The sequence below is a fragment of the Streptomyces sp. NPDC048560 genome, assembly GCF_040650955.1.
Classification (GTDB): Bacteria; Actinomycetota; Actinomycetes; order Streptomycetales; family Streptomycetaceae; genus Streptomyces.
The window spans coordinates 1,160,585-1,180,781 of record NZ_JBEZIJ010000001.1 but is presented as its reverse complement, the minus strand read 5'-3'; the positions used below and the strand labels follow the sequence as shown (position 1 = coordinate 1,180,781).

At 73.5% G+C, this 20,197-nt stretch carries 19 protein-coding genes; 11 read left to right on the top strand and 8 right to left on the bottom strand.

The genetic code is table 11. The features are described 5' to 3' along the window. The first annotated feature begins 17 nt into the window (after positions 1-17). Together AB0C82_RS05305 and AB0C82_RS05300 are read left to right on the top strand one after the other, a co-directional pair. Positions 18-428 (top strand): DUF2809 domain-containing protein, encoded by a 411-nt coding sequence (locus AB0C82_RS05305; RefSeq protein WP_362837069.1) that lies wholly within the window; start codon positions 18-20, stop codon positions 426-428. A 128-nt stretch (positions 429-556) separates the two neighbouring features. Further along, the gene (locus tag AB0C82_RS05300; RefSeq protein WP_362836406.1) at positions 557-1,882 is read left to right on the top strand and encodes an MFS transporter; all 1,326 of its coding nucleotides are present in this window, start codon (positions 557-559) and stop codon (positions 1,880-1,882) included. Here the strand turns inward: AB0C82_RS05300 and AB0C82_RS05295 are convergent. Then, positions 1,872-2,495, bottom strand: a complete 624-nt coding sequence (locus AB0C82_RS05295; protein WP_362836404.1) for a flavin reductase family protein — start codon at positions 2,493-2,495, stop codon at positions 1,872-1,874. The genes AB0C82_RS05300 and AB0C82_RS05295 overlap by 11 nt on opposite strands. 48 nt (positions 2,496-2,543) lie before the next feature. Here AB0C82_RS05295 and AB0C82_RS05290 point away from each other — a divergent pair, with 48 nt between their 5' ends. Then, the gene (locus AB0C82_RS05290; RefSeq protein WP_362836402.1) at positions 2,544-2,846 is read left to right on the top strand and encodes a hypothetical protein; all 303 of its coding nucleotides are present in this window, start codon (positions 2,544-2,546) and stop codon (positions 2,844-2,846) included. Positions 2,847-2,885: 39 nt separating this feature from the next. Here AB0C82_RS05290 and AB0C82_RS05285 read toward each other — a convergent pair whose 3' ends face one another. Then, positions 2,886-3,740, bottom strand: coding sequence for an enoyl-CoA hydratase-related protein (locus tag AB0C82_RS05285; RefSeq protein WP_362836400.1), 855 nt, complete (start codon positions 3,738-3,740; stop codon positions 2,886-2,888). A 31-nt stretch (positions 3,741-3,771) separates the two neighbouring features. Next, entirely contained in the window at positions 3,772-6,000 is a 2,229-nt protein-coding gene (locus AB0C82_RS05280) for an acetate--CoA ligase family protein (protein WP_362836398.1), read from the bottom strand. A 228-nt stretch (positions 6,001-6,228) separates the two neighbouring features. Between AB0C82_RS05280 and AB0C82_RS05275 the strand changes: the two genes are divergently transcribed. Further along, the gene (locus AB0C82_RS05275) at positions 6,229-7,077 is read left to right on the top strand and encodes an NAD(P)H-binding protein (RefSeq protein ID WP_362836396.1); all 849 of its coding nucleotides are present in this window, start codon (positions 6,229-6,231) and stop codon (positions 7,075-7,077) included. Positions 7,078-7,274: 197 nt separating this feature from the next. Here the strand turns inward: AB0C82_RS05275 and AB0C82_RS05270 are convergent, their stop codons facing one another. Continuing rightward, entirely contained in the window at positions 7,275-8,231 is a 957-nt protein-coding gene (locus AB0C82_RS05270) for an AraC family transcriptional regulator (protein WP_362836394.1), read from the bottom strand. Between the two features lie 101 nt (positions 8,232-8,332). Between AB0C82_RS05270 and AB0C82_RS05265 the strand changes: the two genes are divergently transcribed. Further along, positions 8,333-9,220: an NAD(P)H-binding protein gene (locus tag AB0C82_RS05265; RefSeq protein WP_362836392.1), complete on the top strand. Its 888-nt coding sequence runs from the start codon at positions 8,333-8,335 to the stop codon at positions 9,218-9,220. 29 nt (positions 9,221-9,249) lie between these two features. Here AB0C82_RS05265 and AB0C82_RS05260 read toward each other — a convergent pair whose 3' ends face one another. Continuing rightward, positions 9,250-10,398, bottom strand: coding sequence for an NAD(P)/FAD-dependent oxidoreductase (locus AB0C82_RS05260; protein WP_362836391.1), 1,149 nt, complete (start codon positions 10,396-10,398; stop codon positions 9,250-9,252). A gap of 156 nt (positions 10,399-10,554) precedes the next feature. Here AB0C82_RS05260 and AB0C82_RS05255 point away from each other — a divergent pair, with 156 nt between their 5' ends. Further along, positions 10,555-11,007, top strand: coding sequence for a DoxX family protein (locus tag AB0C82_RS05255; protein ID WP_362836389.1), 453 nt, complete (start codon positions 10,555-10,557; stop codon positions 11,005-11,007). Next, positions 11,007-11,495, top strand: a complete 489-nt coding sequence (locus tag AB0C82_RS05250; RefSeq protein WP_362836387.1) for a Zn-ribbon domain-containing OB-fold protein — start codon at positions 11,007-11,009, stop codon at positions 11,493-11,495. The genes AB0C82_RS05255 and AB0C82_RS05250 overlap by 1 nt, the downstream gene beginning before the upstream one ends. Here the strand turns inward: AB0C82_RS05250 and AB0C82_RS05245 are convergent. Further along, the gene (locus tag AB0C82_RS05245; protein WP_362836385.1) at positions 11,466-12,155 is read right to left on the bottom strand and encodes a pyridoxal 5'-phosphate synthase; all 690 of its coding nucleotides are present in this window, start codon (positions 12,153-12,155) and stop codon (positions 11,466-11,468) included. The two genes, AB0C82_RS05250 and AB0C82_RS05245, sit on opposite strands and share 30 nt — an antisense overlap. 123 nt (positions 12,156-12,278) lie before the next feature. Beyond that, complete coding sequence (locus AB0C82_RS05240) at positions 12,279-13,460, bottom strand: acetyl-CoA acetyltransferase (RefSeq protein WP_362836383.1); 1,182 nt, start codon at positions 13,458-13,460, stop codon at positions 12,279-12,281. 152 nt (positions 13,461-13,612) lie between these two features. Here AB0C82_RS05240 and AB0C82_RS05235 point away from each other — a divergent pair, with 152 nt between their 5' ends. Together AB0C82_RS05235 and AB0C82_RS05230 are read left to right on the top strand one after the other, a co-directional pair. Then, positions 13,613-14,878: an acyl-CoA dehydrogenase family protein gene (locus AB0C82_RS05235; protein ID WP_362837067.1), complete on the top strand. Its 1,266-nt coding sequence runs from the start codon at positions 13,613-13,615 to the stop codon at positions 14,876-14,878. After that, the gene (locus AB0C82_RS05230; RefSeq protein WP_362836381.1) at positions 14,878-15,429 is read left to right on the top strand and encodes a nitroreductase family deazaflavin-dependent oxidoreductase; all 552 of its coding nucleotides are present in this window, start codon (positions 14,878-14,880) and stop codon (positions 15,427-15,429) included. The genes AB0C82_RS05235 and AB0C82_RS05230 overlap by 1 nt, the downstream gene beginning before the upstream one ends. Before the next feature lie 238 nt (positions 15,430-15,667). On the opposite strand, the gene AB0C82_RS05225 is transcribed toward AB0C82_RS05230, so the two are convergent. After that, entirely contained in the window at positions 15,668-16,315 is a 648-nt protein-coding gene (locus tag AB0C82_RS05225; RefSeq protein ID WP_362836379.1) for a TetR family transcriptional regulator, read from the bottom strand. A gap of 361 nt (positions 16,316-16,676) precedes the next feature. On the opposite strand from AB0C82_RS05225, the gene AB0C82_RS05220 reads away from it, so the two are divergent. Both AB0C82_RS05220 and AB0C82_RS05215 read left to right on the top strand, forming a co-directional pair. Next, complete coding sequence (locus AB0C82_RS05220) at positions 16,677-17,486, top strand: VOC family protein (RefSeq protein WP_362836377.1); 810 nt, start codon at positions 16,677-16,679, stop codon at positions 17,484-17,486. A gap of 219 nt (positions 17,487-17,705) precedes the next feature. Then, positions 17,706-20,105, top strand: a complete 2,400-nt coding sequence (locus tag AB0C82_RS05215; protein WP_362836375.1) for a PQQ-binding-like beta-propeller repeat protein — start codon at positions 17,706-17,708, stop codon at positions 20,103-20,105. Positions 20,106-20,197 lie beyond the last annotated feature (92 nt).

Here is a 20,197-nt window from a genome sequence, read left to right as displayed (position 1 = left end):
GGGTGGAGCGTTCGAGGATGGTGGCGGCCGGTGCGGGTGCGCTGACCGTCGCCGCCGGGCTCGGGGTGCGGGCGGCGGCCGGCGGGGACGTGGCGAAGTACGCGGGGGACGCGCTGTACACGGTCCTGATCCACGCGCTCGTGGTGCTGATCGCACCCAGGGTGGCGCCGCTGGTGGCGGCCGCTACGGCGCTGGCCTTCAGCTGGGGCGTGGAGTTCGCGCAACTGACGAGCTTTCCGGCGGAGTTGTCGGGGAGGAGTGCGCTCGCGCGCTTGGTGCTCGGCTCGACGTTCAACGCCCCCGACCTGTTCTGGTACGGGGTGGGCGCCGCTGCCGCCGGGTGCGTACACGCCTGGGCGGCCGGCCGCCGGGGGCGCGGTGGGCAAAGCCGTTCGCGGGACGCGGTGGGTGGGCGGGTGAGTTCGTGAGCGCGAGGTGGTGGGAGCGGAGCGCCGGGCGCTGCCGCTGACCAGCAGCCCGGCATCCGTTCCGGTGGTGGCCCGATCCCTGCGAACCGTGTCTGCCGGGCCACTCGTGCGTCCACGAGCCCGGCCCGATGCTGAGTGACGTGACGCAGACAATCGACCCCTCGGCCCCGGTGGCCGGCCCGGTGAAGCCCGGCCGCGCATCCCGTCCGCGTATCCACCGCGCCTGGATCGTCGCCGCCGTCGCGTTCGTGACGATCATCGGCGGTGCGGCCTTCAACTCCCTCCCCGGCCTCCTGATCGACCCGCTCCACACGGAGTTCGGGTGGTCGCGCGGCGAGATCGGTCTGGCGGTCTCCGTCGACATGGCGCTGTACGGGCTCACCGCACCGTTCGCCGCCGCGCTGATGGACCGGTTCGGCATCCGCCGGGTGGTCGTGGTGGCGCTGAGCGCCGTGGCCGCCGGGGCGCTGGCGTCCGTCTGGATGACGGAGTCCTGGCAGCTGATGATCTATTGGGGGCTGCTGGTCGGCCTCGGCACGGGCGCCCTGGCGATGTCGTTCGGCGCGACGGTCACCAACCGCTGGTTCGTGGCCAGACGCGGCCTGATCACCGGGATCCTGACCGCGGCCGGCGCCTCCGGGCAGCTCGTCTTCCTGCCGCTGTGCGCCTGGATCGTCGACGAACACGGCTGGCGGCCCGCCTCGGTCACCGTCGCCCTCGCGGCGCTGGTCGTCGTCCCGTTCGTCGCGCTCCTGATGCGCGACCACCCGGCCGACGTGGGCGTGGCCCCGTACGGCGGAACGTTCGTCGAGAAGCCCGCGCCCGCCCGTGGGGCGGCGGCCCGGACGGTGCGGGTGCTGTTCGACGCCGCGCGCACCGGGCCGTTCTGGCTGCTCGCCGGCACGTTCGCGATCTGTGGGGCGTCGACGAACGGACTGATCCGTACGCACTTCGTGCCGTCGGCGCACGATCACGGCATGGAGATCACCGCCGCGGCCTCGCTGCTGGCCGTCATCGGGGTCTTCGACATCGTCGGCACGGTGTTCTCCGGCTGGCTCACCGACCGCTTCGACGCCCGCCGTCTGCTCGCGGTCTACTACGCGCTGCGCGGCATCTCGCTGATGTTCCTGCCGCTGCTGATGGGGCCGTCGGTGAAACCGTCGATGGTCTTCTTCATCGTCTTCTACGGGCTGGACTGGGTCGCCACCGTCCCGCCGACGCTGGCTCTGTGCCGCGAGCACTACGGGGAGGACAGCCCGATCGTCTTCGGCTGGGTCCTGGCATCGCACCAGGTCGGAGCGGCGGCGGTGGCCTTCCTCGGCGGTGCGGCCCGTGACGCCTTCGGCTCGTACGACGTGGTCTGGTACGCGGCGGGGGCGCTGTGCGCGATGGCGGCCCTGATGTCGCTGGTGATCCGGCGGCGGGGGAAGCCCGAGGTGGCGGTCAGCTCGTGAAGCCGCCGAACCTGCCCTGGTGGAACAGCAGCGGACCGGCGGTCCCCTCGGCCGTGCCGAGCGCTTCTACCCGTCCCACGACGATGAGGTGGTCACCGCCGGTGTGGACGGCCTGGATGCGGCAGTCGACCCAGGCGGGAACGGAGTCCAGGAGCGGTGATCCGGTGGCGGGCGCCGGGCGGTACGCGACCCCGGCGAACTTGTCGGCGCCGCTCACGGCGAACCCCCGGCACAGGGCGCCCTGGTCCGCGCCGAGGATGTTGACGCAGAAGGCCCCGGCGCGGGCGATACGCGGCCAGGTCGTCGACGTACGGGCCACCATGAACGTGACCAGCGGCGGGTCGAGGGAGAGCGACGCGAACGACTGGCAGGCGAAGCCCGCGGGGCCGTCCGGGTCGTCGCCGCCGTGCGCGGTGACGACGGTGACCCCGCTCGCGAAGTGCCCGAGCACCCGCCGGAACTCGGCGGCCTCGACGGGCGGGCGCTCGTCCGCCCGGACGGCTCTGAGGTCGGGCCGGGGCAGCGTTTCGACGGGCACCGGTCCGTCGGGCGCCGCTCCCGCGACCGTGGCGGCGCCGACGGAGCGGAGGTAGCGGACGGCGGTTGCGGCCATGCCTGCGTGTCCCATCACCTCCCCATTGAAACTGACGGACCGTCAGTTGTGAAGGTGCCCGCCGCGCGCAATCGCGGGCGCTCGGCCGGGATGCGGCTCGGCGTGGACGGGCGCGCGGTGCTGACCGCCGTGCCGTACGAGGAATGGGATGCCCCCGAGCAGCGCTGTGACGCGGAGGGCACCTGGACCTACACGCCGAGCGCCGGGGACGTGCGGGGCACGGTCGCGTTCGAGGCCGGCTGCGAGCTGGGCGTCTGGACGCTCGGCGGCACCACGGAACAGCCGGAGCTGTACCAGGTCGTCGGCGACCCGGACGCCGGTGACATCCGGATCCTGGTCAAGCGGCCCTGATCCGGGGATGGCCGAGCGGTCCCGAGGTCCGGGGTCGGTTCAGCGGCCCAGGTACTTCGGCGGGCGGCGTTCCACGAAGGCCCGTACGCCCTCCTGCGCGTCGTGCGTGGTCATGTTGAGTTCCTGCGCCATCGCCTCCGCGGCGAACGCCGTCGCCCGGCCGGCGTCCTGGGAGGTGTTCACCAGGTGCTTGGTGAGAGCCAGCGCACGGGTCGGCCCCTCGGCCAGGCGCTGGGCCCAGTCGCGGGCCGTCGGGGCCAGTTCGGCGTCCGGGAGGACCCGGTTGACCAGGCCGAGCCGCTCCGCGTCCCGGGCGGGGAGCGCGTCGCCGAAGAAGAGGAGCTCCTTGGCGCGGTGGGCGCCGATCAGCCGGGGCAGCAGATAGGCGCCCCCACCGTCCGGGACGAGGCCCCGGCGTACGAAGACCTCGATGAACGTCGCCGACTCGGCGGCGAGCACCAGATCGCAGGCGAACGCCAGATGCGCGCCCAGGCCGGCCGCCGTGCCGTTCACGGCGGCGATCACGGGTTTCTCGCAGTCCAGGACCGCCGCGATAAGCCGCTGAGCGCCGAGCCGGATCGTCCGTGCGACATCGCCTGTGACCCGCTCCCCGCCGGTCGCGGGCCCCGAGCGCAGGTCGGCGCCCGCGCAGAAGCCGCGGCCGGCCGCGGTCAGGACGACGGCCCGCACCGCCGGGTCGGCGGAGGCGTCGGCGAGCAGGGTGATGACGCGTTCGCGCTGCTCCCAGGTGACGGCGTTCATCGCGTCCGGGCGGTTGAGGGTGATCCACGAGACCCCGTCGTCGGTGCGGTGCAGTACCGACGTGTCCAGGGGATCGTCCAGGGATTCCTCCAGGGGACGGGACGTACGGGATCCGTCGGGGGAGGACGGCATGGGCGGGCTCCTTCACGGGGCGGGTACGGGCTCAGCGGCAGAGGGCGAGTGCGTCCAGGGCCACCGCGCCCTGGCCGCGCCCGAGGACCACGAGCGGGTTGATGTCGAGCTCCACGAGGTCGTCGCCCAGCTCCAGGGCCATCCGCTGGACCCGCAGGACCACTTCGACGAGCGCGTCGACATCGAGCGGCGGCCCGCCGCGCACGCCGTCGAGGAGGGCCCGGCCGCGGAGCTCGTCGAGCATCGTCCGCGCCTGGTGCTCGCCGAAGGGCGGCACCCGGACGGCCGTGTCGTGCAGGACCTCCACGAGCACCCCGCCGAGCCCCACGGTGACCGTCGGCCCGAACAGCGCGTCCTGGGTCACGCCGACCATCATCTCGACGCCCCGCTCGACCATCTGGCAGACCAGGATCCCGTCGAGGTCGACGGACTCGAAGCGGGCGATGTCGGTGAGCTCGCGATAGGCGTCGCGGACCTGGCTCGCGGAGGTGAGCCCGACCTTGACCAGGCCGAGTTCGGTCTTGTGCGCGAGCCGGGTGCCGGACGCCTTCATGACGACCGGGTAGCCGACGAGCGCCGCCGCCCGGACCGACGCCGCCGCACTGGTCACCAGCTGCTCGCGCGGTACGCGGATGCCGTACGCCCGGAGGAGCTGCTTCGCCGCGTGCTCGCTCAGCTGGTGACCGGGGCGCAGCAGGGCCCGTGCCTTGCGGAACGAGGGCGAGGGCGTGCGCGGCGCGTCGTCGAAGGGGGAGCGGTAGGACGCGGTGAAGCGGTGGTGGTCCAGGTACGCCTTCACGGCCCCGATGCAGTTGCGGAAGGTGCGGAAGGTGGCGACGCGGGACGAGCCGAGGAGGGTGGTGCGGTAGGCCTCCTCCGTACCGACGGGCGAGCCCCACACCACGCAGATCAGCTTGTCCGTGGCCTCCGCCGCGTCCACCAGGTCCTGGGCGAGCCGGTCGCTCATAGGCGGGAACGGTCCGGTGATCGGACAGATCAGTACGCCGACGGCCGGATCGGCGAGGATCGCGTCGATGATCTTCCGGCCGCGCCAGTCGCCGACGGGGTGCCCGCCGTTGTCGACCGGGTTCGCGACATCCAGGTAGTCCGGTATCCACTCGTGCAGTTCGCGCTGCTTCCCCTCGGACAGGGTGGGCAGCGAGAGCCCGGCGCCGGTCGCCAGGTCCGAGAAGTGCGCGCCCGTGCCGCCGGAGATCGAGTACACGACGACACCGTCGGCGCGCGGCGGTCGCGCCCGGGCCAGCAGGGCGGCGGTGTCCTGGAGTTCGTCGAGTCCGTCCACCCGGATCACCCCGAACTGCCGCATCGCCGCGTCCACCACCTCGTCGGTGCCCGTGAGCTTGCCGGTGTGCGAGGCGGCCGTCCTGGCGCCCGTCTCCGTACGCCCCACCTTGACCGCCACCACCGGTACGCCGGCCCGCGCCGCCCGGTCGGCGGCGAGCAGGAAGGAGCGGCCGTCCTTGAGCCCCTCGACGTAACAGGCGATGGCGCCGACCTCGGGGAGCCCGGAGAAGTACGAGATGAAGTCGGCGGTCTCCAGGTCGGCCTCGTTGCCGGTGGGCGCCCAGTGGGAGAGCCGGACGCCCAGCTCCTGGAGGGTGTGGACGGGGCGGCCCTGGTGCCCGGACTGGGTGATCAGCGCGATGGCGGGGCCTTCCAGGTCCTCGCGGAACGACTCGAAGGCGTTGAGGTTGGTGTTCGGCCCCAGCAGCCGCAGCCCCGACCGCTCGACGGCCGCCGACAGCCGCGCCTGCGCGGCCGTGCCCGCCGCGCCGGTCTCCGCGAAGCCGGAGGCGAAGGCGACGGCGAACTTCACCTTGGAGGCGGCCAGTTCCTCGATCAATGGCAGCGGGTCGGCCACGAGCAGCACGGCCAGATCGACCTGTTCCGGCAGGGCCGCGACGGAAGGGGAGCAGGGCCGCCCGAAGACGGACTCCCGTGTGGGATGCACCGGGTGCAGCCGCGCCCCGACCCGCTCGGCCCAGGCGAGGAGCTGGCGGGTGATCCCGGTGTTCGGGCGTCCCTCGGTGTCGGACGCGCCGACGACGGCGACGGACTCGGGCCGGAAGAACCGGTCCAGATCGGGTACGGGCGCGTGCAGGGGCCGTCCGCTGACGTCGAGACCGCCCTCCGCCGTGGCTGTCGCCATGCTGTGGACGGCGGCGTGCGGTTCCTCGCCGCAGGCGTCCACCCTGGCGCGGAAGTGTGTGGTGAGGGTGCCGTGAGTCGATCCAAGCATCGTTCCGCCCACTTCTGCTCGATGGGTCCGACCGGGAGCCGCGGAGTTGCCGGGCCCCCGACTTCCATAGCTGACGCCTTGTCAGGTTACTGAACTGACGGCCCGTCAGGAATGGGTGTGCACGTACAGGCTGCCGCGGGGCCCCGCGCGGAGGCGGCGGACGTCCGGACATCCATCGCGGACGGTCGGACATGGGCGTGCACCGGTGCCCCGGTGCACGCTCGGACCATGACCAACGAATCCGTAGTGGTGATCGGCGGCACCGGCAAGACCGGGCGCCGCGTGGTGGAACAGCTCCGCGCACGGGGAGTGGAGACGAGGGCGGCCTCGCGCTCGGGTGAGACCCCGTTCGACTGGGCGGACCGGGCCACCTGGCGGCCGGCCCTCGCCGGGGCGGGCGCCGCCTACATCGTCCCGCTGGACACCTCGCCGTCCCCGGTGCCCGCCCTGGTGGCGGAGGCCGTGGCGAGCGGGGTGCGGCGGCTGGTGCTGCTCTCCGCCCGGGGCGTGGACGTCCCCGGCTATTTCGGGGCGGCCTACGACGGCGGCGGACCGCACGCGGAGGCGGAGGCCGCGGTCCGGGCCTCGGGTGCGGCGTGGACGATCCTGCGTCCCGGATGGTTCGCCCAGAACTTCAGCGAGGGCGTCTTCCTCGACGAAGTGAACGCGGGTGAGCTCACGCTGCCCACGGCGGACGGCGCCGCCGCGTTCGTCGACGCGCGGGACATCGCGGCCGTGGCCGTCGCCGCGCTGACCGGGGACGGCCACGCGGGCCAGGTGTACGAGCTGTCCGGTCCCAGGGCGCTCACCGTCGACGAGGCGCTCGCCGAGATCGCGAAGGTGACCGGGCACCGGGCCGTCTACGTCCCGACGGGCGAGGACGCGTTCCGCTCGGGCCTGGTCGCCCAGGGAATGCCCGAGGACGAGGCGGCGCTCTGGACCGCCGCGCTGGAGCCGGTCCGCACGGGCCGGGAGGCCGCGGTGGCCGACGGGGTCCGGCGCGCGCTGGGCCGCGAGCCCCGCGACTTCTCCGACTTCGTACGGGACGCGGCGGCGGAGGGCGCCTGGCGGAGCTGACGGGACGGGCAGGGACGGCTGTGCGGGGCGGGAGGGGCCCGGCAGGCTGTGCGAGGCGGGAAGGCCCGGCAGGCTGTGCGAGGCGGGAAGGCCCGGCAGGCTGAGGGCGCGCCTCTCTGATCACCGCACCCTGCTGATCACCGCACCCTCTGATCACCGCGCCCCGCCGATCACCGCGCCACCGGCTCGCCCGCCGCTCAGCCCGCCGGGGCCTCGTGCTCCCGGCGGGCTCCGGGCGTGGCCCGCCGGTACACGCTGGGGCTCTCGCCCCGCAGCCGCTTGAACGCGGCGCTGAAGCCGAACGCGTCCGCGTACCCCACGCGCCGCGCCACGGAAGCCACCGTGAGCTCCGGGCGCGCCAGCAGGTCGGCGGCGAGCGTCATCCGCCATCCCGTCAGATACGCCACCGGGCCCTCCCCGACCAGCTCCGTGAACCGCTTGGCCAGGGTCGTGCGCGACACACCGGCCCTGCTCGCCAGTTCCGCCGTCGTCCACGGGTGCGCCGGGTCCTCGTGCATCGCACGCAGCGCGGGCCCCGCCACCTCGTCGCCGAGCGCCCGGTACCACTTGGGCGGTTCGGCCTCCGGCCGGTCGAACCAGTCCCGGAGCGTGCACACCAGCAGCCAGTCGAGCAGCCGGTCGAGCACGATCTGCCGGCCCGGCCGAGCCCCGGTGATCTGTGCCTCCAGGTAGTCCCGCATCGGCGCGCAGTCGTCGCCGTCCGGTACGACGAGCGCAGGCGGCAGGACGCGCAGCAGCCGTTGCGGAGCCTCGGCCTGTACGTCGTAGGCGGCCGCCAGCAGCACGGTCGGTCCGGTGATCTCGTCGGCGGGAGCCTGCTCACCGCCCGAAGCGGTCAGCCAGCGCACGTCCCGTACCGCCGCCGGCGCCCCCGTGCCGCCCCCCGGGCCCCGATCCGGTTCGTCGGTGAAGACGAACGGCGCGGGCCCCCGTACGATCGCGGCCTCACCGAGCCCCACCCGCAGCGGCGTCCCGCCCTCCGGGACGATCCACCCGGCGCCCCGCAGCGGCACGCACAGGGTCAGGTACGCGCCGTCCGTGAACCGGAGCGACCACGGCGGCCACAGCACCGAACGGCCGAACACCGCGCCCCTGCCCCGGACTCCGCCGAGCAGTTCATCGAACACATCCATGGCCCAACGATAGGCAGACGTCCGGACGCCGCGGACGATCTCCTATGCACCGCGGACGGACGGCCATGGTTCCGGGTCCCGCCGCACGATGGACTCGGTCCATGACGACGACCACGAGCAGGACCGCGCGCGGCACACGACCGGCCACCCCCGACGTACTCGTACTCGGCGGCACGGGGAAGACCGGCCGCCGGGTCGTCCGGAGGCTGCGCGACACCGGTACGGCACGGGTACGGGCGGCCTCGCGCTCCGGCGAGGTGACCTTCGACTGGACGGTCCGGGAGACCTGGGAGCCCGCGCTGAAGGGGGCGTCGGCCGTCTACCTGGTGGCGCCGGAGGACCCGGTTGCGGTCGGGGAGTTCGTCGCGGACGCGGTGCGCGCGGGGGTGCGCCGTTTCGTGGCGCTGTCGGGGCACGGCACGGAGGCGGCCGCCGGCACCGGAGTGGCCGGGGACGCCTTCGGGCAGGGCATGGTCGCGGGCGAGACGGCGGTACGGGGCTCCGGCGCCGAGTGGACGATCATCCGGCCGAGCAACTTCTTCCAGAACTTCGACGAGGACCTGTGGCTGGCGCCGCTGAGGGCGGGCCGTCTGGCCCTGCCGATCGGTGCGGTGCCCGAGCCGTTCGTCGACGCCCAGGACGTGGCCGAGGTCGCAGCGGCCGTGCTCACCGGCGACGGGCACGCGGGCCGGACGTACGAGCTCACGGGACCCCGTGCCCTGACGTTCGCGGGGTCCACGGAGACGATCGCCCGGGCGGCGGGACGCCCGATCCGCTACGAGGAGCTGACCCCGCAGGCGTACCGCGCCGAACTGCTCGGCCAGGGATGGCCGAAGGCCGTGGTGGACCTCCTGGGCGGGATGTTCGCCGTGCACCGGGCGGGTCACACGACGGCCCTGGGCGACGGGGTCCAGCAGGTGCTCGGCCGCGAACCGGGGGACCTGGCGGTGTGGGCGCGACGGGTCGCGGCCGAGGGGACGTGGGCGTAAGGCGAAGCCCGCACCGCACACCCCTCCCGTCAGCCGCCGGCCACACTCCTGGCTATCTTCCGGGCGTCGAGAGCCAGTTCGCGGAGCATCCCGCTGATCGGGTTGGTGAACCCGGTGAAGTAGAGGCCCGGCGCCTTCTCGGGCGCACGGCCCCCGGCCGCCACCGGCCTGCCCCGCTCGTCCAGGACGCCGAGGTGGCCGACCAGGCTCTCCAGGGACCGCAGGTAGCCGGTCGCGACGATCACGGCGTCCGGGGTGAGGCGGGTGCCGTCCGCGAGGACCACCGCGTCCCCGTCGAGGGACTCCACGGCCGCCACCGGCTCCACCCGGCCGGCCTTCACCGCGTCGATCAGGCCCACGTCCTGGACCGGGATCGCGCCGTCCCTGACGCGGGAGTACAGGCCCGTGGCGGGGCGGGGAAGGCCCTGGGCGGAGAGGTCGGGGACGGCGAGCTTCGCCATGACCCCGCCCGCCCGGTCCACGAGCCGTACGGGCAGCCGACGCACGAGGATGCCGGTCGCCTGCGCGGGCCAGCCGGCCGTGGAGCGCCTCACGATGTGCGGAACGGTGCGTACCGCGATCCGTACCCGGGAAGCGCCGCCCTCCACCAGGTCCACGGCGATCTCCGCCCCGGTGTTGCCGATCCCGACGACGAGGACGTCCTGGCCGGCGTAGCGCGTGGGGTTGCGGTACTCCGACGCGTGCAGCAACTCGCCGGTGAACGTGTCGCGTCCGGACCAGTCCGGGACGCGCGGTGTGTGGTTGTAGCCGGTGGCGACGACGACGGCGCGCCCGTCCAGGACCCGGCCGCCGCTCGCGGTCAGCTGCCAGCCGGTGCCTTCGGCGGACCGGTCGATACGGGACACCTCGACGCCGGTGACCACTTCGAGTCCGTGGTGCTCGGCGTACTTCTCCAGGTAGCGCACCATGTCCGCACGGGACACCCAGCGCCCGAACCGGCGGGGCATCGCCAGGCCCGGCAGCGCGGACCAGCGCCGGGTGGTGTGCAGGCGCAGGCGGTCGTAGTGGCGGCGCCAGGAGGCGCCGACGCTCTCGGACTTCTCCAGTACGACGGCCCGTACGCCCTGCTCGCGCAGGGCGGCCGCGACGGCGAGACCGCCCGGACCGCCGCCGACGACGTAGACGGGCCGACGGTCGTTAAGTGCACTTTCGGACATGATTATGGAGCGTAACCGCGCGCTCACTTGGTGGGTCTCGGTCAAGGCCGGAATCGGTTGCGAATTGATCACGGGGCGACCTCTTGCGCGGGGCGGCCCGGATCAGGTGAACTGACGTACCGTCAGATTCGTGCGCCGTGACCGGAAGGAACGCCGATGCGGACGATCGTGCTCGGTGGCGCCGAGTGGCTCGCCGTCCTGCGTATAGGGCTCGGCCTGTGGTGGCTGGAGAGCTGGCGCCACAAGGACAGGAAGGGCTGGTTCGAGCGGGGTACGGGCATCGCCTGGGCCGCCGACGTCGCCGGGAAGCACCGCTGGACCGTGGTCCGCACCGGCTTCCGGCGCGTGGTCGCACCCCGCCCCCGGCTCATGGCGTACGTCGTCGTCTACGCCGAACTCGCCCTGGGCCTGGGGCTGGTCACCGGCTTCCTCACCCCGGTCGCGCTGGTCGCGGGGCTGCTCCTCAACCTCCTCTATCTGGTGCTGATGATCCACGACTGGGCCGAGCAGGGGCAGAACGCGATGATGGCGCTGATCTCGCTCGTCGCGCTGTTCGCGATGTCCTGGCAGACCTGGTCGCTCGACGAGGCGATCGGACTGTTCCTCTGATGGCCGCACCGCGCTTCGACGTGCCGGAACCGGACGCGTTCACCCGCCCGTACTGGGACGCGGCGGCGCGGGGCCACCTGCTGCTGCGCCGCTGCGGGGCCTGCGCCCGGGCGCACCACTACCCGCGCGAGTTCTGTCCCCGCTGTTGGAGCGAGGACGTCACCTGGGAACGCGCGAGCGGCCACGCGACGCTCTACACCTGGTCCGTCGTGCACCGCAACGACCTGCCACCGTTCGGCACCCGGGTCCCGTACACGGCGGCCGTGGTCGACCTCGCCGAGGGCCCGCGGATGATGACGGAGATCGTGGACTGCGACGCGTCGGTCCTGACGATCGGTATGCCGCTCGTGGTCACCTTCCGCCACGAGGAGGGCGGGGAGTCGGTCCCGGTCTTCACGGCAGCCGGCCCCGGACGGACGGCCGCAGCCGGCCCGTCACCCGGACCGGGAGCCCCGGGCTCAGGGCCAGAGCAGCTCCCGTACCCATGAACCGCCGTCCCCGCGCCCGTTCCCGCCCCCGTCGGCGCGGTAGCGCAGCCGTACGTGCTGACGCCGCGCGTCGCCCTGGAAGAACTCGGCCTCCCGCGGCTCGACGACGTACCGCGTCCAGCTCCGCACCTCCGCGTCGGGTGTGAGGGAGGCGCGTTCCCAGGCGGACTCGGACGCCCGGACCAGCTCGTCCCGCGTGCGGAGGACCTCGCTCTGCCGTCCCACCAGCGCCGAGGCCAGCGCACCCGTCGAGCGGGCGTGCAGATCGGCGAGGCTCTCCGCGGGGCCGGCCGCGGTGACCGGTCCCCGTACGCGTACCTGCCTGCCCTGCGCGGGCCAGTAGAAGCCGAGCGCGGCATACGGCCGGGCGGCGAGCTGGTGGCCCTTCGCGCTGGTGGCGTGCGAGGCGAAGTGCCAGCCGCGCTCGTCCGCGTCGTGCAGCATCAGCGTCCGGACGTCGGGCCTGCCCTCCTCGTCGACGGTGGCGAGGGACATGGTGTGCGGTTCCTGCTGCCCGGCCGCGACGGCCTCGGCGAACCACGTGTGGAAGAGGGTGAGGGGATCATCCGGTGCGGCGGCCGGGTCGAAGGAGGGGAGGTCGGTGTCCCACACGCGCTGGGCGTGCAGCAGGTCGAGGAAGGCGCTGTGCGAATCGGGCATGGGGCCATTCCACACCCCGGGGGGACGCACGGGGCCGTACCTCCACCCCAGGGGCGCGCGGGGCCGCACCTCCACCCCGGGGGCGCGCGGGGCTCCAACCCCCGCCCAGGGCGCGCGGGTCCCTCACCCCCGCCCCAGGACCACCGTCCCGGATGAGCAGAACCAGCCGCCCGTTCCCGAGGCCACCGCCAGTTCCGGCAGTCCGCCGCCCCGGCGGTGCACCTGGCGTTCGCCCGCCTCGCCGCGCAGTTGCCGCACCGCCTCCACCAGCAGGAACAGCCCCCGCATCCCCGGATGACAGGCCGAGAGGCCGCCGCCGTCCGTGTTCACCGGGAGCTCCCCCGTCAAACCGGTCCGGCCCTTCTCCATGAACGCCCCGCCCTCGCCCTTCGCGCAGAAGCCCAGGTCCTCCAGCGTCACCAGCGTCATATAGGTGAACGCGTCGTAGATCTCGGCGAGGTCTATGTCGGCGGGGCGCACCCCGGCCCGCTCGAAGGCCAGCCGGCCGGAGACCGCCGCGGGGGAGACCGTGAAGTCCGCCCACTCGGACATCGTGGAATGGGAGGCGTACTCACCGGTGCCGAGAATCCACACCGGTTCCTTCGCCGTGTCCGGTACGTACTCCTCGGCGGCCAGCAGGACCGCGCATCCGCCGTCGCTGCGGATGCAGCAGTGCAGTCTGGTGAACGGGTCCGCGATCATCGGCCCGGACAGGACATCGTCCACCGTGATCGGGTCACGGAACATCGCGTCCGGGTTGGCCGCCGCGTTCGCCCGTGCCTGGACCGCCACCTCGGCCAGCTGTTCCGGCGTCGTCCCGTACTCGTGCATGTGGCGGCGTGCGGCCATCGCGTACTTGGCGATCAGCGAGTGCCCGTAAGGCACCTCGAACTGGAGGGGGCCGCGGGCGCCGAACGACAGGTTGGAGGTCCGGCGCCCCGCCCTGATGTCGGCCCGGGCCGTCGATCCGTAGACCAGCAGGACGGCGTCGGCGTGTCCGGCGGCGATGGCGTCCGCCGCGTGGGCCGCCATGACCTCCCAGGTCGCGCCGCCGACCGCCGTGGAGTCCACCCACGTGGGAGTGAGGCCGAGGTACTCGGCCACCTCGACCGGCGCGAGCATCCCGAGGCCCGCCGAGGCGAAACCGTCGATGACGGACCGGTCGAGGCCCGAGTCGGCCAGTGCCCGGCGAGCGGCCTGGGCGTGCAGGGCGTAAGGGGTGGCCTCGTCGACGCGTCCGCAGTCCGCGAGCGCGATACCGACGGCGGCGACCCGGCGCGGGGCGGCGGAGAGGGAGGAGGCCATAAATCTGACGGTACATCAGATTGGCCTGACGGTAAGGGGGTTGTGCGGGCATCGTGCGGGGCCGGGCCCTGGGATTTTCGGACCCCGACCCCTAGCATGACGGCCCGTCAGGTCGGGGCGCAGGTCCCCGGCCCAGGGGAAGGAGCCCGATGATGGACGCCGCCTTCACCGCGGAACAGGACGAGATCCGCCGCACACTGCGCGAACTGCTGGCCAAGCACAGCGGCCCCGACGAGGTCAGGGCCGCCGTACGGACCGCCGAGGGGTACGACGGGGTCCTGTGGCGCAGACTCGCCCGTGACCTGGGTCTGCCGGGGCTCGCGATCCCCGAGGCGTACGGCGGGGTCGGCTGCGGGACGACCGAGCTCGCCCTCGCCTGCGAGGAGACCGGCAGGGCCCTGCTGCCCTCACCGCTGCTCGCCACGGCCGCGCTGGCCGCACCGCTGATCACCGCACTGGGCACCGAGGCCCAGTGCACCGCCCTGCTGCCGGCCCTCGCGGCGGGCGAACTCACCGCCACGCTCGCCGTACCCGGCGCCGGTCTCTCCACGGCTCTGGGGCTCACCGGCGGCGAAGCGGGCGGAGGGGATGGCGGAGGAGTTGGCGGAGGAGCGAGTGAAGGGGAGGGCCGCGGGGCGGGTCCGGGCGGCGACTGGGCGGGTGGTGGCCGGGCCGGTGGCGTACAGGCGCGGCCCGCCGGTGGTGAGGGGGGCTGGCGGCTGTACGGCGAGGCGTCGCAGGTCCTCGACGGCCACAGCGCGGGCCTGCTCGTGGTCGCCGCGCACACGGGCGGCTTCCCGCGCAGCCGTACGCTCCTCTTCCTCGTGCGTACGGAGGCGGCGACCGGACTCGTCCGCGCCAGGCAGACGTCCATGGACGAGACGCGGCCGCTCGGGCGCATCGAACTGCGCGACACCGAGGCCGAACTCCTGGGCGTGGACGACGCGGCCGGGACGGCGGCGGCGCTGGCGCAAGCCGGGCGCACGGCCGCCGCGGTGCTCGCGGCGGAGGCGGCCGGAGCGGCGGCGAGCGCGCTGGACCGCACGGTCGAGTACGTGAAGGCCCGCGAACAGTTCGGACGGGCGATCGGCTCGTTCCAGGCGGTGAAGCACCGCCTGGCTGACGCGTACGTACGGGTGCAGGCGGCCCGCTCGGCCGCCTACTACGCGGCCTGGGACCCGGCGGCCGCCGGCCTGGCGCTCGCGCAGGCGCTGGAGGCCCTGCGCGTCACCTCGGCCGAGGCGATCCAGCTGCACGGGGGCATCGGGTTCACGTGGGAGCACGAGGCGCACCTCTACTTCAAGCGGGCCACCGCCGACGAACTGCTCTTCGGCCCCGTCCACCGGCTCCGCGACCGCGCGGCGCGTCAGGCGGGGCTGTTCCTGACCGGCGGCGCCGGGGCAGCGGTGGCCGTCTGATGGCGCCCGGTGTCCGGCTGATCCAGAAGGTCTCCTCGACCCGCGCCTTCGCGAGGATCGCCCCGCACGTCATCCCCGTCATGGACCGCACCGTGCACCGGCTCACCCGGGGCAGGGTGATGCTCAGCGCGCAGATGCTGCCGGGCCTGGTACTCACCGTGCGGGGGGCGAGGAGCGGGCAGCTCAGGACGGTCCCGCTGGCCTGTATGCCGCGGTGGCGGCCGCAGGGCGGGCCGCGGGAGGAATCGCACGACGGACGGTCGGACGGTCCGCAGGGCGGGCCGCGGAAGGGGCTGCCGGAGAGCTGGATCCTGGTAGGCAGCAACTTCGGCCGGGCGGGGCACCCTGCCTGGACCGCCAATCTGCTCGGCTGTCCGGATGCCGTCGTCAGCTGGAAGGGCCAGGACGTGCGGGTGCGCGCGCGACTGCTCCAGGGTGGGGAGCGCGCCGAGGTGTGGGAGGAGGCGCTGCGTTTCTGGCCGCCGTACGCGACGTACCAGGCGAGGATCGAGCGGGAGATCCGGCTGTTCCGGCTGGATCGCCGGGACTGAGGGCAGGCGTCGAGCGCCGGGGAGCGCCGGGACCGGGCGCCGGGGCAAGCGTCCTGCTGTCGGGACCCGGCCGCGGGTGGCCTGGGCCCGGTCTCGGCGTGGACGGCCGTGTGGCCGCAGGCGCCGGCGGCGGACCACAGGCACTGCTGCTGCTGTGGTCCGCCGCCGGTGAGACAGGACGACGTGGGTGCCCGGGTTGCGGGTGAGCTCCCGGTGTGTGTGGAGGTCCGGCGCCCGCCTACCTCGTCGGCTTCTTGCCGGTGATGCCCAGGTGCACCAACAGGGCCAGGTTCGGGCGGAGTTCCGCCTGCTTCACGCCCCAGGTGGTGAAGCCCTTCTGGTGCGAGGCCACCGCGGCCAGCATCGCGACGAGGGAGCCGGCCATCGCCGCGGGGCTGACGTCCTTGTCGACCTTGCCCTTGGCCTGGAGCTCCTTCACCGATTCCGTAAGGGAGTTGGTGACCGAGTTCAGGATCTTCATGCGGATCTTGTAGAACCGCTTGTCGCCTTCGGCCGCGCCGAGGTCGACCACCCGGAGGATGGCGTCGTTACGGCGCCAGAAGTCGAGGAATCCCTCGACCAGTTCCTCGGATGTCTGCCAGCCGGCCTTGCCGACCCAGGAGCGGCCGGCGACCAGTTGGGTCAGCCCGGCACCCTCCTTGGCCATTTCCTCGGCGATTTCGAGGACGGCGCCCTCGACGTCGGGGAAGTACTGGTAGAAGGTCGCGGGTGAAGTCCCCGCCTTCCGGGCGACGTCGATGACTTTGACGTCCCGGTACGGCGAGGAGCTGAGCATCTCGCTGAGGCAGTCGAGCAGCTTCTGCCGCGTCGCCTGACCGCGTCGACCGGCCACGCGGCCGTCGACGGTGCGTACTTGTCCTGTCATGCCGTCAGCTTACCGAGGGGTGATCGGAGCGCGATTCGGCCGACTGCAAATGGGGAACGCCGCAGGACAGGCCGGGTGCGTGGTGGGTGCATGGTGTGTTTTCGGCCAGTTGCGGCGCGAGGGATCGGCGCCCCGCCGCATGGCGGCGCGCGGCTCCGCGTAAGTGTTATCAACAGCCTGTGGACAACTTCGGTGGACAACTTCGTCCATGCCGGGTGCAGGACCTTCACGATTCGGGCGAACGTTCTATATGGGTGCGCCGGGGCGCGCCGCGACGCACCCGCCGTTACGTTGACTGTGACGGGCATCACTGTCCGGCTCTCACTGTTCGGCCGTCACTGCTACGGAAGGACCCGGGCCCATGGCCGCATTCGCGCACTCCGTGCCGTGCTGGGTGGATGTGCAGCTCTCCGACCTGGAAGCGGGCAAGCGCTTCTACGGCGGGCTCTTCGGCTGGACCTTCCGTGCGGGCGACGGCCTGCCCTTCGCCGACGCCTTCAGTGACGGCAGGCTCGTCGCCGGGCTCGCGGCCAAGCAGGACGGCCGGATGCCGACCACCTGGGGCGTCTACTTCTCCACCGACGACATCGCCGCCACGGTGGCCCTCGTCAGGGAAGCGGGCGGCCAGGTGATCACCGACCCCGTGCGGGCCGGCCGGGCCGGGGTGCTGGCCCAGGCGGCCGACCCGGGCGGCGCGGTCTTCGGGCTGTGGCAGGCCGGGGACCGGGCCGGCTTCGAGAAGCAGAACGAGCCGGGAGCCTTCTGCTGGACCGAGGTCTACACCCGGCGGCCGGAAGCCGTGGACGCCTTCTACGAGCGCGTCTTCGGCTTCGCGGGGACGGACCTGGACGACTCCTCGAAGGACGCGTCCGGCACCTACGAGCCGGGCATCGACTACCGGATGTGGTCGCCCGCGGGCAGCGAACCGGGCCCCGACACGGCGATCGGCGGACGCAGTGTCATCACCGACGCGTTCCCCGCCGAGATGCCCAGCTACTTCCTCAGCTACTTCGCGGTCGCCGACTGCGACCGGGCCGCCGAAACGGTCGTCACCCTGGGCGGCCGGGTCACCGCGCCGCCGTTCGACATCCCGTACGGGCGGATGGCCGTCGTCCAGGACGACCAGGGCGCCGCCTTCGCCGTGCTGCAGCCCACCGAACTCCTTCCCTGAGCGGCTCCGGCAGGCCCGCGCCCCCCACATCCCCCTGTCCGGTACCGGATGAAGTGACATAAGACACCCCGATCCGCCCCCGGGTTCGCAACCGGGGCCTCCGACAGGAAGAATCGGGGTGCGCACCGCCAGGTGGTGCCCAGTGGTGAGACGCTGCACATGGCGGGATTTCGCGGGCTTCTGTTCCTGAGGTCCGTACGGGGAGGTGGCAGGTAAGTGATGGAGCAGCTGACGCAGCACGACCCGAGACGGATCGGCCCGTTCGAGGTGCTGGGACGACTCGGTGCCGGCGGCATGGGGCTGGTCTATCTCGCGCGCTCGGCTTCGGGCCGGCGGGTGGCGATCAAGACGGTGCGTACGGAGCTCGCCGAGGACCAGCTGTTCCGGGTCCGGTTCACGCGCGAGGTGGAGGCCGCCCGCGCGGTCAGCGGCTTCTACACGGCGGCCGTGGTGGACGCCGACCCGCGAGCGGCGGTGCCGTGGCTGGCCACGGCCTACGTACCCGCCCCCTCGCTCGAAGAGATAGTGAATGAGTGCGGGCCGATGCCGACCCAGGCCGTGCGGTGGCTGGCGGCCGGGATCGCCGAGGCCCTCCAGTCCATCCACGGGGCGGGCCTCGTCCACCGCGACCTGAAGCCCTCCAACGTGCTGGTCGTCGAGGACGGTCCGCGCGTGATCGACTTCGGGATCGCGTCCGGTGTCTCCAACACCCGGCTGACCATGACGAACGTGGCCGTCGGCACGCCCGCGTACATGTCTCCCGAGCAGGCGCGGGACTCGCGGAGCGTGACCGGGGCCAGTGACGTGTTCTCGCTCGGCTCGACACTGGTGTTCGCGGCGACCGGACATGCGCCCTTCCACGGTGCCAACCCCGTCGAGACGGTGTTCATGCTGCTCAGGGAGGGCCCCGACACGCAGGGCCTGCCCGACGATCTGCGGCCGCTGATCGAGTCCTGTATGCAGATGGACGCCACCCGGCGGCCCAGTCCGGCCGATCTGCAGGCCCAGCTCGCCCCGCACCTCTTCGCCTCGGGCAGCGACGACAGCGGTACGGCGTCGGCCTGGCTGCCGCACCGCGCCACCGCCATGATCGAGCAGCGGCGCGGGGGTGGCCGCACGATCGCGCCGGCCCCGGTCGCCGCGCGTGCTCCGGCGCACGCGGCGCCGGTGGCCGCGCCCCATCAGCCCCCTCAGCCGCCGAATCCGCCGCAGCGTCCGCCCGGCGCGGACTGGGACTCGGCCTGGCGCAGCGGCGGCGATCTCCGCTCCCCCTCACCCGACGGCGGGCCCGTGCAGCTGGCCGGTGCGAAGGTGCCGATCGGCCCCGGGCCGAAGCCCGGCGAGATCCGCGGCGCGGCGGCCGCGCACGCCGATCCGGCGACCGGCTGGGTGCGCCCGCCCGCCGGGCTGAACGGCGTCACCGCGCCGACCGCCCCGGTACCGGCCCCCGCGCTCCCGCCGGACGCGGCCCCCGCTGCGCCCGACCGCTGGCGGCCGTGGCGCTTTCGCATGTCGAACGACGTGTGGGGTACGCCGGTCGTCGCCGGGGACCTCCTGTACGTGACGTCGTTCGAGGTGCACGCGCTGGACGTGGGCAACGGCAGGCGCCAGTTCAAGACGCGGGACGTGGCCTGGGCGATGGCGGTCGACGGCGGCCGGATACACGGCTCCGACGGTCCGTCCCTGTACGCGCTCGACGCGGCGACGGGTGCCGAGCGGTGGCGCCTGCAGACGGACGCCTGGGTCTACTCCCTCAAGGCCGACCGCGGCACGGTCGTGACCGCGACGCGCGGTGGCGGCGTCCAGGCCTGGGAGGCGTCCAGCGGCGAGAAGCTGTGGGAGACCTCGGGTGCCCAGACGGACTTCGAGACGCCGGAGGCCGGGCCCGCGGTCCATGACGGCACGGTGTACCTGTGGCAGGACGCCCGGCTGCGGGCCGTCGACGCCCGTACCGGCGGTGAGCGGTGGTCGTACCCGATCGGTGACGCGGCGTCCTGCGGCGGTGTGCCGGTACGGGTGGCTCCGGCCACCGACGGCTGTGTGTACGTGTCCGCGGGCACCCGGGTGCTGGCGGTGGACTCGGTCTCCGGCCATGTGCGCTGGCACTTCGAGTCGCCCGCCGTCTTCCTGTCCCCGCCCGCGTTCGCCCCCGGGCCCGCGGTGACCGGGGGCGGGGTGTACCTCGCGGACTACCTCGGCACGGTGTACGCGCTCGACGCCGCGACGGGCAAGGACCGCTGGCGGATCGCCACGGAGGCCCGCCAGTCGATCGAACCGGTGCTGGTGGCGGCGGGCAACGTCCACGTCGGCAGCGGCAGCGCGCTGTACACGCTGGACGCGGTGACGGGTACGCCGAAGTGGCGGTTCGCCGCGGGCGGCGACGTGGTGGGCGCACCGGTGGTCGCGGACGGCCGCGTGCACTTCGGCTCGGCGGACCACGTGCTGTACACCCTGGACGCGGCGGGCGGCCAGCTGCGCTGGAAGCTCGCGACGGGTGGCGAGATCACGGGGTCGCCGGTGGCTCAGGCCGGCGTGGTGTACGCGTGCAGCAAGGACCGCTGCGTGTACGCGCTGGACGCGCTGAAGGGCACGGGCACGGGCAACCGCCCCCGGACGTGACGGCGGGACCGGACATCCCCGGTCCCGCGCCCGAACCCCGGAGCCCGGACGCCACAACCCGCGACCGGCCCGTCCGGCGTTCGAGGACGAAG

Excerpts from the sequence above, each read along its gene's own strand:
- AB0C82_RS05285 (WP_362836400.1), bottom strand. The coding sequence starts at position 3,740 with ATGCCGTCCTCCCCCGACGGATCCCGTACGTCCCGTCCCCTGGAGGAA.
- AB0C82_RS05295 (WP_362836404.1), bottom strand. The coding sequence starts at position 2,495 with ATGGCCGCAACCGCCGTCCGCTACCTCCGCTCCGTCGGCGCCGCCACG.
- AB0C82_RS05255 (WP_362836389.1), top strand. The coding sequence starts at position 10,555 with ATGCGGACGATCGTGCTCGGTGGCGCCGAGTGGCTCGCCGTCCTGCGT.
- AB0C82_RS05245 (WP_362836385.1), bottom strand. The coding sequence starts at position 12,155 with ATGCCCGATTCGCACAGCGCCTTCCTCGACCTGCTGCACGCCCAGCGC.
- AB0C82_RS05235 (WP_362837067.1), top strand. The coding sequence starts at position 13,613 with ATGGACGCCGCCTTCACCGCGGAACAGGACGAGATCCGCCGCACACTG.
- AB0C82_RS05260 (WP_362836391.1), bottom strand. The coding sequence starts at position 10,398 with ATGTCCGAAAGTGCACTTAACGACCGTCGGCCCGTCTACGTCGTCGGC.
- AB0C82_RS05215 (WP_362836375.1), top strand. The coding sequence starts at position 17,706 with ATGGAGCAGCTGACGCAGCACGACCCGAGACGGATCGGCCCGTTCGAG.
- AB0C82_RS05270 (WP_362836394.1), bottom strand. The coding sequence starts at position 8,231 with ATGGATGTGTTCGATGAACTGCTCGGCGGAGTCCGGGGCAGGGGCGCG.
- AB0C82_RS05265 (WP_362836392.1), top strand. The coding sequence starts at position 8,333 with ATGACGACGACCACGAGCAGGACCGCGCGCGGCACACGACCGGCCACC.
- AB0C82_RS05225 (WP_362836379.1), bottom strand. The coding sequence starts at position 16,315 with ATGACAGGACAAGTACGCACCGTCGACGGCCGCGTGGCCGGTCGACGC.
- AB0C82_RS05220 (WP_362836377.1), top strand. The coding sequence starts at position 16,677 with ATGGCCGCATTCGCGCACTCCGTGCCGTGCTGGGTGGATGTGCAGCTC.
- AB0C82_RS05300 (WP_362836406.1), top strand. The coding sequence starts at position 557 with ATGCTGAGTGACGTGACGCAGACAATCGACCCCTCGGCCCCGGTGGCC.
- AB0C82_RS05230 (WP_362836381.1), top strand. The coding sequence starts at position 14,878 with ATGGCGCCCGGTGTCCGGCTGATCCAGAAGGTCTCCTCGACCCGCGCC.
- AB0C82_RS05240 (WP_362836383.1), bottom strand. The coding sequence starts at position 13,460 with ATGGCCTCCTCCCTCTCCGCCGCCCCGCGCCGGGTCGCCGCCGTCGGT.
- AB0C82_RS05305 (WP_362837069.1), top strand. The coding sequence starts at position 18 with ATGGTGGCGGCCGGTGCGGGTGCGCTGACCGTCGCCGCCGGGCTCGGG.
- AB0C82_RS05250 (WP_362836387.1), top strand. The coding sequence starts at position 11,007 with ATGGCCGCACCGCGCTTCGACGTGCCGGAACCGGACGCGTTCACCCGC.
- AB0C82_RS05280 (WP_362836398.1), bottom strand. The coding sequence starts at position 6,000 with ATGCTTGGATCGACTCACGGCACCCTCACCACACACTTCCGCGCCAGG.
- AB0C82_RS05275 (WP_362836396.1), top strand. The coding sequence starts at position 6,229 with ATGACCAACGAATCCGTAGTGGTGATCGGCGGCACCGGCAAGACCGGG.